Genomic DNA, 9261 nt, shown 5'->3' with positions numbered 1-9261 from the left:
CCCCCCCCCCCCCCCCCTCCGCCCTCAGCCCCGCGCGACCCGTTCGGCCATCACGCAGAGCATCTCGAACATCAGCGAAATCCCCAGCCAGGCCGTCCCGCCACTCGCATCGAAGGGCGGCGAGACCTCCACCAGGTCCGCCCCCACCACATCCAGCCCCTTGAGGCCCCGCGCCACCTGCAGCGCCTGCCAGGAATTCGGCCCGCCCACCTCCGGCGTCCCGGTCCCCGGCGCGAAGGTCGGATCGACGAAGTCGATGTCATAAGTCACATACACCGGCCCCGCGCCGACGATCTCCCGCGCCTCGGCCATCACGTCATCGGCGCCGCGCGCGTGGAACTCGGCAATGGGGATAATGCGGATACCGACGCTTTCCGCAAAGTCCCAGTCCTCGCGCCCGTAAGCCGTGCCCCGGATGCCGATCAGCACATAGCGCCTGGGGTCGATCAGCCCCTCCTCCACCGCCCGGCGGAACGGCGTCCCATGATTATACCGCGAGGTGCCGAAATAGATGTCGTTCAGGTCGGTATGGCTGTCGAACTGGATCATCCCCACCGGCCGGGCCTTCGCCACCGCCCGCAGGATCGGCAGCGAGCAGAGATGATCCCCGCCCCCGGTCAGCGGCCGGATTCCCGCCGCGACCACGCGCGAATAGAACGCCTCCATCCGCGCCATCGACTCCATGAGATCCCCCGGGTTCGGTGCCACGTCGCCCAGGTCGGCGCAGCGCGCCAGCTCGAACGGTGCCACCCACGTCGCCCCGTTCACCGCCCGGATCATCGTCGACAGGTCGCGCAACTGCCGTGGCCCGTGGCGTGGACCGGGCCGGTTCGTCGTTCCCCCGTCCCAGGGCGCGCCGATCAGCCCGATCTGCACCTCGGCAAACCTCGGATGATCGAACGGAACGAAAGGCAGACGCATGAAGGTCGGCACCCCGGCAAAGCGCGGCACGTCGAAGCCCGAGACCGGCTGGAAGAACGCATCCGCCATCATCACCCCCTGATTCCCGCGCCATCTGACCACCCCGCCCCCGCCGTGTCAGCCCCGCTTGCGACATGCTCCGCAAGGAAGGACCGGGGCGCACGGGGAAACCTGCCACCGGCCCAAAGCGCCCCTTGACCGGGCAGACGCTATCCTTCCTTATCGGGGCAACACCTTTCCCCAAGGACACCACCGATGTTTTCCAAGACCTCCGACCCCACGTCCGCCCCCGCCGTCCCGCGCCCCTCGGCGCCCGGCAGCAACACCGCCCGCTCCGTCCTCGGCGCCGACCTGACCATCACCGGCGAGATCACCTCCTCCGGCTCGGTCGAGGTTCTGGGCGAAATCGACGGCAACATCACCGCGAACGGGTTGATCATCGGGCAGGAGGGTCGGGTCAAGGGCTCGGTCAACGCCCATACGGTCGAGGTGAAGGGCAAGTTCGACGGCAAGGTTACCTGCGAAAGCTTCACCCTGCGCGCCTCGTCCGAGGTGAAGGCCGATGTCACCACCGCCGGGCTCGTCATCGAAAGCGGCGCCCGGATCGAGGGCCGCTTCCTGAAGCCCAGGGCCTAGCGCTCCGGCGGGATCGAATAGGTCAGGCTGGCCCGGGCGACCGGGTCGGTCCTGCCTTCGCTGAACACCATCACGTCCCCCACCGCCAGGCTGCGGCCCAGCTTCAGCACCCGCGCCTCGCCCAGAAGGTCGCGTCCCGCTGCCGGTTTCCGCATGAAATCCACCGCGCAACTGGTCGTCACCGTCAGCGCCACCGGGCCGATCCGCGACAGGATTGCCAGATACATCGCCACGTCGACCAGACCAAAGATCGACGGCCCGCTGACCGTGCCGCCCGGCCGCAGGTGCCTTTCGGCCACCTTCAACCGCAGGGTCACACCGCTGGCATCGGCCCGCTCGACCGCGAATTCCTCGGCCACCTGTCCGAAGTCGCGGCGCAGGAACGCCATCAGTTCGGGCCCGTCCATCACCAGCGTCATCCCGCTTCCCCTTGCCCTGCCCTCTCCCTAGACTGACCGCATGCCAGAGGGGGATGCAATGACCGAGCCACTGATCCGACGCGACGTCAGCGACGGGATCGCCACTGTCACCCTGGCCGCGCCGCAAACCCTGAACGCGCTCTCCACCGCCATGCTGCAAGCGCTGGACGCGACCTTCGCGGCCCTCGCCAACGACGACAGCACCCGCGTCGTCATCCTCGCCGCCGAAGGCAAGGCCTTCTCCGCCGGGCACGACCTGAAGGAAATGCAGGGCTACCGCACAGCCCAAGACGAAGGCCGGGCGCAATTCCAGGCGCTCTTCGACCGATGCGCCGCCGTCATGCAACAGATTGCCGCTCTGCCCCAGCCGGTCATCTCGCAAGTCCAGGGCGTCGCCACCGCCGCCGGCTGCCAGCTCGCCTGCTCCTGCGACCTGATCGTGGCCGCCGAGACCGCCCGCTTCGGCGTCAACGGCATCAACCTCGGCCTCTTCTGCTCCACCCCCGCCGTCGCCCTCTCGCGCCGCCTCGCCCCCGGCATGGCCTTCGAGCTGCTGACGACCGGAGACTTCCTCCCCGCCCCCCGCGCCCATGCGCTCGGGCTGGTGAACCGCCTCGCCCCGCCCGACCGGCTCGCCGAGGACACCCTGAAACTCGCCGCCAGCATCGCCGCCAAGGACCCCGCCGCCGTCCGCCTCGGCAAACGCGCCTTCCGCGACCAGCTTGGCCAACCTCTGCCGCAGGCCTATGCAACCGCAGGCGCCGCGATGGTGGAAAACGCCCTCCTCCCCGCCACCGCCGAAGGCATCCAGCGCTTCATCGACCGCCGATAACCGCCCGTAGGTCGGGGTTCACCCCGACTCTCCCTCGTGCCTCCGCCGGGCCAACAACACCCCCATCAACCCCAACCCCGCCCGCGCCAGCCCCAGGCAGACCGCATAGACCAGTCCCGCCCCGCCCAGCGCCAGCAACCCCGCCCCCACCGAAGGCGCCGCCGCCGAGGCCAGGATCGGCGCCACCGCCGCCGCCCCGGAAATCGCCCCGAACCCCGCCCGCCCCAGCACCTCGGCGATCAGCACCGGCCGCAGGATCGAGGTCAGCCCGATCCCCGCCCCCTGCGCCAGGGCGAAGCCGAAAATCAGCCAGGGCGCGATCCCCGCCAGCCACAACAGCACCCCCGCCAGCACCGCGCCCCCCAGCGACACCATCACCGCCTGCCCCGTCGTCACCCGCGCCCCCGCCGCCAGCAGGATCAGCCGCCCGGCGACTTGCGAGGGTCCGATGCAGGCCGCAGCGAAGGTGGCCAAACCCGGCGCCGCCCCCCGGTCGGCGAACAGCACCAGCGCATAGGTGAGGAGAATCCCGTGGTTCAGATAGACCGCGAGGAACCCGCCCGCGATGATCCAGAAGGCGGGCTTCTTCAGCGCCGCCCGCACCACGCCCGGCGGCGTCGGGGGCACCACCAGCCCCGCCCGCTCCCGCCGCCGCAACTGCCGCACCGCCACCGCGTTCAGCGGCATCGCCAGCGCCACCAGCCCGGCAAAGGCCACCAGCGCCCCCTGCCCGCCGAAGCTGCGCCCCAGCCAATGCCCCAGCGGGAAGGCCAGCGTTCCGGCAAAGCCCGCCACCAGCGTGACCCTTGTGATCGCCCCCCGCGCGCCCGCACCCAACCGCCGGGTCAGGAAGGCGAAGCAGGTCTCGTAGAGCATCCCCGACTGCGCGACGCCGATCACCGCCCACAGCGCCAGCCATCCGGCCAGCGAGCCCACCAGCCCCAGCCCCGCGACACCCAGCGCCGCGAGTCCCGGCAACCAGACCAGCATCTCGCCGCCCAGGCCCCGGTCGACCAGCCGCCCGGTAAAGGGCGTCAGCCCCGCCATAATCAGGAAGGCCAGCGTCGGCCCCAGCGCCAGCGCGCCCTTGGTCCAGCCCGTCGCGGCCTCAAGGTCCGGCAGCAGCGCCGGGAAGGAATAGTAGCAGCCCGCGTAGACCAGCGTCTGGCCCAAAGCCAGCAGCCACACCGCCGACCCGCCCCCGTCTGACGCCCGCGCGCCCGTCACCCTTCGCCCACCCTTCGCCCGCCCCGCGCGCCCTGACTGCACCGCCGCGCGCAGCACCGCAACCCCATGCGAGCTTGCCCCCCGATCCTCCCGCCCTCTCCGTCACACCTCCTCGCGCGCCTTCGGCTTCTCGTCGGAGGCGCCTAGCGAGCGACGAAGTCGACGACGAGCGGCCCCCAGGCACCGAAATCCAGACCTTAAGATTTCCCTAACGTCCGCGACCAAGCTATTGATCGCAAAGGAAACGCGGCGAATGTCCACCGTGGACACCCCTCGGTCAAACCCCGTAGATCGCCCCGAACTTGGCCTCCAGATAGTCCAGGAGCGGTCCCTCCGACGGCTCGAACCCGCAGGCCCGCCGCACCACATCCCGGGGCTCGTAGAGGCCGCCATGCCGCTGCAACCGCTCCCGCAGCCACCCCGTCGCGGCCGACACGTCGCCCTTGGCCATCTGCCCGTCCAGCCCCGGCAGATCGGCCCGCAGCGCCTTCACCAGGCACCCCGCATAGACGTTCCCCAGCGTGTAGGTCGGGAAATAGCCGAAGAGCCCGCAGGACCAATGCACGTCCTGCAGCATCCCGTTCGACGGCTTGTCGACCGCCACCCCGAAATCCGCCCGGAACCTTTCGTTCCAGGCCGCCTCAAGGTCAGCCACGTCCAGCTCGCCCTTGATCAGCGCCCGCTCCAGATCGAAGCGCATCATGATGTGCAGGTTGTAGTGGACCTCATCGGCCTCGGTGCGGATATAGCCCGGATGCACCCGGTTCACCGCCCGGTAGAAGCCTTCCGCATCCCCGATCCCGAACTCTCCGAACACCTCGCGCATCCGCCCGAACAGCCAGCCGGTAAAGGCCCGGCTCCGCCCCAGCTGGTTCTCATAGGACCGGCTCTGGCTCTCATGCACCCCCATCGACACGCCCTGCCCGACCGGCGTCAGCGCGAAAGCAGGGTCGATCCCCTGCTCATAGGCGGCATGCCCGACCTCGTGGATGGTCGAGTAGAAGCAGTTGAACGGGTCAGTCTCATTGACCCGCGTGGTGATCCGCACGTCATGCCCCGAACCGGAAGAGAACGGATGCACCGCCAGATCGACCCGTCCGCGCGACCAGTCATAGCCGAACACCGTCGCCAGCTCGCGGCTCAGCGCCATTTGGTCGTCGCGCCCGAAGGTCCCGACCACGCCCTTCGGCGCCGCCGCACCAAGCACGCGCTCACGTAGGGCCACCAGCCGGGGCCGCATCGCGTTGAACATCGCCGCAATCGCCGCCCCGGTCATTCCCGGCTCGTAATCGTCGACCAGCGCGTCATAGGGGTCACCCCCCGCCGCCAACGCCGCGCCTTCCTGCCGCTTCAGCTCCACCACGCGGCGCAGGGTCGGCAGGAAGCCCGCGACATCTTCCTTCGCCCGATGCTCGGCCCAGATCCCTTGCGCCAGCGACATCGTCGTCGCGATCTCTTCGGCAAGCTTCGCGGGCACCTTCATGGTCCGGGCATGGCTGCGCCGGATCAGCCGCAACTGCGCCTCGCCCGCCGCATCCGGCGCCTTGGCCGCCTTCAGCCAACCCGCGATGCGCGGATCGGTCCGCCGGGCGTGCAGCACACCCTCCAGCGCCCCGATCTCCTCGGCCCGCTGCCCGGCACTGCCCTCGGGCATCACCGTTTCCTGGTCCCAGCCCAAGCGGCCAGCGACCTGTGCCAAGGCCTCGGTCTGGCGCTGGAACGCCATCAACTCGTCAAACGCGCTCATGCCGTACCTTCCCGGATCGACCCCGCAATGGGGTATTGAGACAGATGCCGCGCCCGCAGGATCAGCACCCAAAGGATCACCGCCCCGATCTGGTGGGTGATCGCGACATGGACATGCGCCGCCGTCAGCGCCGTGACGATGCCCAGCACCATCTGCGCCATCAGCATCGCCATCACCGCATGGAACGCCGCCTGCGTTGCCTGGTAGCTGGACTTGCGGCCCCGAAGCCAGACCACCACGCCGAAGGCGAACAGAAGATAGCCCGACATGCGGTGAATGAACTGCACCAGTCCGGGATTCTCGAAGAACGCATGCCAGACCGGCAGCGTGCCCCCGTTCCCGTCCGGCACATAGAAGGCATCCGCCGGGAAGAACTCGCCGTTCATCAAGGGCCAGGTCGGGAAGGCGCGGCCCGCATCGATTCCCGCCACCAGTGCGCCCAAGAGCACCTGCAGGAAGGCGAAATGCATCAGCCCCGTCGACAGGCTGAAAAGCTTCGCCTCTCGCCCGCGCCGCGCCGTCATCAGATCGGCCTCGCTGCGCCCCAAGAGGAAGACATACCAGGCCAGCACCCCAAGAATGATGAAAGCCAGACCCAGATGCAGCGCCAGCCGGTAGGAGGCCACGTCGAGCATCGTCCCCGACAGGCCCGAGGACACCATCCACCAGCCCACCGCACCCTGCAGCCCGCCGAGGACCCCCGGAAGCACCAACCGTCCGGCCCAGCCCGGCGGAATCTGCCGCATCACCGCGAAGCCGACGAAACCGACGAACCAGACCAGCCCGATCAACCGCCCGAGCTGCCGGTGCCCCCATTCCCACCAGTAGATCGACTTGAAGCCCTCCAGCGTCATCCCCTTGTTCTGCAACTGGTATTCCGGGATCGCCTGGTACTTCGCGAATTCCGATTGCCAGGTCGCCTCGTCCATCGGCGGCAGCGCGCCCATCAACGGCTTCCATTCGGTGATCGACAGCCCGGAATCCGTCAGCCGGGTCAGCCCGCCGACCAAGATCATCGCCGTCACCAAGAGGAACAGCACCACGAGCCACAGCCGGATGCCCTTGCGCGCCCCCTTGGGCCGGGCGTCGATCCCGCCCCCTACCGGCGGCACCGGAGCCATCTGCCCCGCGCCCACCTCTTCGAAAATGCTGCGCTTCGTGGCCATACGCTCACCCCTTCGCTTCGCGCCGGACACTAGGCCCGCCCTCCCCGGCCTTCAAGGCCCCGCAACGGAACGCTCCTCGTCTCCTTCGTCGCTCGTCGCTCACGTCCCCGCGACGAGAAGACGAAGTCGCACGAGGAGCCCGCCGCTTGAGCATCCGCCCCGCTTCCTGTATCCCCGCGCTTTGACCCCTGCCCCGAAAGCCCCGCCATGAAATTCCTCGACCTCGCCAAAGTCTACATCCGCTCGGGCGGCGGCGGCGCGGGCTGCGTCTCGTTCCGGCGCGAGAAGTTCATCGAATTCGGCGGCCCGGATGGCGGCGACGGCGGCCACGGCGGCTCGGTCTGGGCCGAGGCGGTCGAGGGGCTGAACACCCTGATCGACTATCGCTACCAGCAGCATTTCTTCGCCAAGTCCGGCCAGCCCGGCATGGGCAGCCAGAAGACCGGCAAGACCGGCGACGACATCGTGCTGAAGGTCCCGCTGGGCACCGAGATCCTGGACGAAGACGAAGAGACCGTCCTTGCCGACCTTACCCAAGTCGGCCAGCGCGTCTGTCTTGCCGAAGGCGGCAACGGCGGCTGGGGCAACCTGCGCTTCAAATCCTCGACCAACCGCGCCCCGGCCCGGGCCAACCCGGGGCAAGAGGGCATCGAACGCACGATCTGGCTGCGGCTGAAGCTGATCGCCGATGCCGGGCTCGTCGGCCTGCCCAATGCCGGGAAATCCACCTTCCTCGCCGCCGTCTCGAACGCCCGGCCCAAGATCGCGGACTACCCCTTCACGACGCTGGTCCCGAACCTCGGCGTCGTCGGGATCGACGGGCATGAATTCGTCATGGCCGACATTCCCGGCCTGATCGAAGGCGCCTCCGAAGGCCGCGGCCTTGGCACCCAGTTCCTCGCCCATGTCGAGCGTTGCAAGGTCCTGCTGCATCTGGTCGATGGAACATCTTCGACAATCACGAAGGATTTCAAGACCATCGTGACCGAACTTGAAGCTTATTCCGAAGTTCTGGGCGACAAGCCCCGCATAGTCGCCCTGAACAAGACCGACGCGATGGATGCCAAGCAGGTCAGCGACCGCCGACGCGCCTTGGAGAAAGCCTCGGGCGGCCCGGTCCATGTCATTTCCGGCGTCTCCGGCAAGGGGATACCCGAGGTTCTTCGCGCGCTCTACGCCACCATCACCGCCGCCGCCCCCGTTCAGGAGTCCGGCCCGTGGCAACCCTGAACACCGGCCTGACCGAAACGTTTCACGCCCCCGACATCCGCAGCGCCAGGCGTCTGGTCGTGAAGATCGGCTCCGCCCTCCTTGTCGACCGCAAGACCGGCCTGAAGCAGAACTGGCTCTCCGCCCTAGCCCTCGACGTCGCCGAGGCGAAGACGCGCGGCACCGATGTGGTCCTCGTCTCCTCCGGCTCCATCGCACTGGGCCGCAAGGTGCTGAACCTGCCCGAAGGCGTGCTGACCCTCGAACAATCGCAGGCGGCAGCGGCGGTGGGACAAATCCGCCTCGCCCGCGCCTATGAGGAAGTCCTCGCCCCGCACGGCATCACCACCGCGCAGATCCTGGTGACGCTGGAGGATACCGAGGACCGCCGCCGCTACCTGAACTCGCGCGCGACGATGGAGACGCTGCTCGGCCTTGGCGTCGTCCCCATCGTGAACGAGAATGACACCGTCGCCACCGACGAAATCCGCTTCGGCGACAACGACCGCCTCGCCGCCCAGATCGCCGTCACGGCGGGGGCGGACCAGCTGATCCTCCTCTCCGACGTCGACGGCTTCTACACCGCCAACCCGAAGGAAGACCCCAGCGCCACCCGCTTCGACGTGGTGGACCAGATCACCCCCGGGATCGAGGCAATGGCGGGCGACCCGATCAGCGGCCTCTCCAAGGGCGGCATGAAGACCAAGCTCCTCGCCGCGAAGACCGCCGTCGCGGGCGGCTGCGCGATGGCGATCATGGAGGGCTCGACCCTGCGCCCGCTGAAGGCGCTGGCGGAAGGCGCGACGCGCACCTGGTTCGTCCCCTCCGCCGACCCGCATGTCGCGCGCAAGCGCTGGATCAACGCGATGAAGCCGAAGGGCGAGCTGGTGCTGGACGCAGGCGCGGTGTCGGCGCTCAGGGCGGGGAAAAGCCTGCTCCCGGCGGGGGTTACCAAAGTGACCGGCAGCTTCGGGCGCGGCGAGCCGGTGGCGATCCTGTCGCCGGATGGCGCGGTTCTCGGCAAGGGCCTGGTGCGCTATACTTCGGCAGAAGCCCGCAAGATCGCCGGGCACCGGTCGGGCGAAATCGAGGCGATCCTCGGCT

The 9261-nt window shown here is 68.9% G+C and carries 9 protein-coding genes; 4 read left to right on the top strand and 5 right to left on the bottom strand.

Features of this window, described 5'->3' with window-relative positions; genetic code table 11:
• Positions 1–24 precede the first annotated feature (24 nt).
• On the bottom strand, positions 25–990 hold the full coding sequence (locus tag ACE3P6_RS01130) for an agmatinase (protein WP_374391135.1): 966 nt from the start codon (positions 988–990) through the stop codon (positions 25–27).
• A 186-nt stretch (positions 991–1176) separates the two neighbouring features.
• Here ACE3P6_RS01130 and ACE3P6_RS01125 point away from each other — a divergent pair, with 186 nt between their 5' ends.
• Positions 1177–1557: a polymer-forming cytoskeletal protein gene (locus tag ACE3P6_RS01125; protein WP_374391134.1), complete on the top strand. Its 381-nt coding sequence runs from the start codon at positions 1177–1179 to the stop codon at positions 1555–1557.
• On the opposite strand, the gene ACE3P6_RS01120 is transcribed toward ACE3P6_RS01125, so the two are convergent.
• Positions 1554–1976 carry a PaaI family thioesterase gene (locus tag ACE3P6_RS01120; RefSeq protein WP_374391133.1) on the bottom strand — a complete coding sequence of 141 codons (423 nt, stop codon included), beginning with the start codon at positions 1974–1976 and terminating at the stop codon, positions 1554–1556. The genes ACE3P6_RS01125 and ACE3P6_RS01120 overlap by 4 nt on opposite strands.
• Positions 1977–2034: 58 nt before the next feature.
• On the opposite strand from ACE3P6_RS01120, the gene ACE3P6_RS01115 reads away from it, so the two are divergent.
• Complete coding sequence (locus tag ACE3P6_RS01115; protein WP_374391132.1) at positions 2035–2808, top strand: enoyl-CoA hydratase; 774 nt, start codon at positions 2035–2037, stop codon at positions 2806–2808.
• 18 nt (positions 2809–2826) lie between these two features.
• Here the strand turns inward: ACE3P6_RS01115 and ACE3P6_RS01110 are convergent, their stop codons facing one another.
• The 3 genes from ACE3P6_RS01110 to ctaA all read right to left on the bottom strand — a co-directional run bounded on the left by ACE3P6_RS01110 (position 2827) and on the right by ctaA (position 6948).
• Entirely contained in the window at positions 2827–4092 is a 1266-nt protein-coding gene (locus ACE3P6_RS01110; protein ID WP_374391131.1) for an MFS transporter, read from the bottom strand.
• A gap of 220 nt (positions 4093–4312) precedes the next feature.
• On the bottom strand, positions 4313–5782 hold the full coding sequence (locus tag ACE3P6_RS01105; RefSeq protein WP_374391130.1) for a carboxypeptidase M32: 1470 nt from the start codon (positions 5780–5782) through the stop codon (positions 4313–4315).
• Positions 5779–6948 (bottom strand): heme A synthase, encoded by a 1170-nt coding sequence (gene ctaA / locus ACE3P6_RS01100; RefSeq protein WP_374391129.1) that lies wholly within the window; start codon positions 6946–6948, stop codon positions 5779–5781. Before ctaA ends, ACE3P6_RS01105 begins: the two co-directional genes overlap by 4 nt.
• Before the next feature lie 207 nt (positions 6949–7155).
• Here ctaA and obgE point away from each other — a divergent pair, with 207 nt between their 5' ends.
• Positions 7156–8178, top strand: coding sequence for a GTPase ObgE (obgE, locus tag ACE3P6_RS01095; RefSeq protein WP_374391128.1), 1023 nt, complete (start codon positions 7156–7158; stop codon positions 8176–8178).
• Positions 8175–9261, top strand: a 1087-nt coding sequence (gene proB, locus ACE3P6_RS01090; protein ID WP_374391136.1) for a glutamate 5-kinase, incomplete at its 3' end; no start/stop codon positions are given. The genes obgE and proB, both read left to right, overlap by 4 nt.

Origin of the sequence: Tabrizicola sp., assembly GCF_041911175.1 — a bacterium.
In the GTDB taxonomy this organism is placed as follows: Bacteria; Pseudomonadota; Alphaproteobacteria; order Rhodobacterales; family Rhodobacteraceae; genus Tabrizicola.
This window is presented reverse-complemented; position numbering and strand designations above follow the sequence as displayed.

What these genes read in the sequence shown, in the direction of transcription:
- ACE3P6_RS01105 (WP_374391130.1), bottom strand. Translation starts at nt 5,782, where the DNA reads ATGAGCGCGTTTGACGAGTTGATGGCGTTCCAGCGCCAGACCGAGGCC.
- ACE3P6_RS01115 (WP_374391132.1), top strand. Translation starts at nt 2,035, where the DNA reads ATGACCGAGCCACTGATCCGACGCGACGTCAGCGACGGGATCGCCACT.
- ACE3P6_RS01130 (WP_374391135.1), bottom strand. Translation starts at nt 990, where the DNA reads ATGGCGGATGCGTTCTTCCAGCCGGTCTCGGGCTTCGACGTGCCGCGC.
- ctaA (WP_374391129.1), bottom strand. Translation starts at nt 6,948, where the DNA reads ATGGCCACGAAGCGCAGCATTTTCGAAGAGGTGGGCGCGGGGCAGATG.
- ACE3P6_RS01125 (WP_374391134.1), top strand. Translation starts at nt 1,177, where the DNA reads ATGTTTTCCAAGACCTCCGACCCCACGTCCGCCCCCGCCGTCCCGCGC.
- ACE3P6_RS01120 (WP_374391133.1), bottom strand. Translation starts at nt 1,976, where the DNA reads ATGACGCTGGTGATGGACGGGCCCGAACTGATGGCGTTCCTGCGCCGC.
- obgE (WP_374391128.1), top strand. Translation starts at nt 7,156, where the DNA reads ATGAAATTCCTCGACCTCGCCAAAGTCTACATCCGCTCGGGCGGCGGC.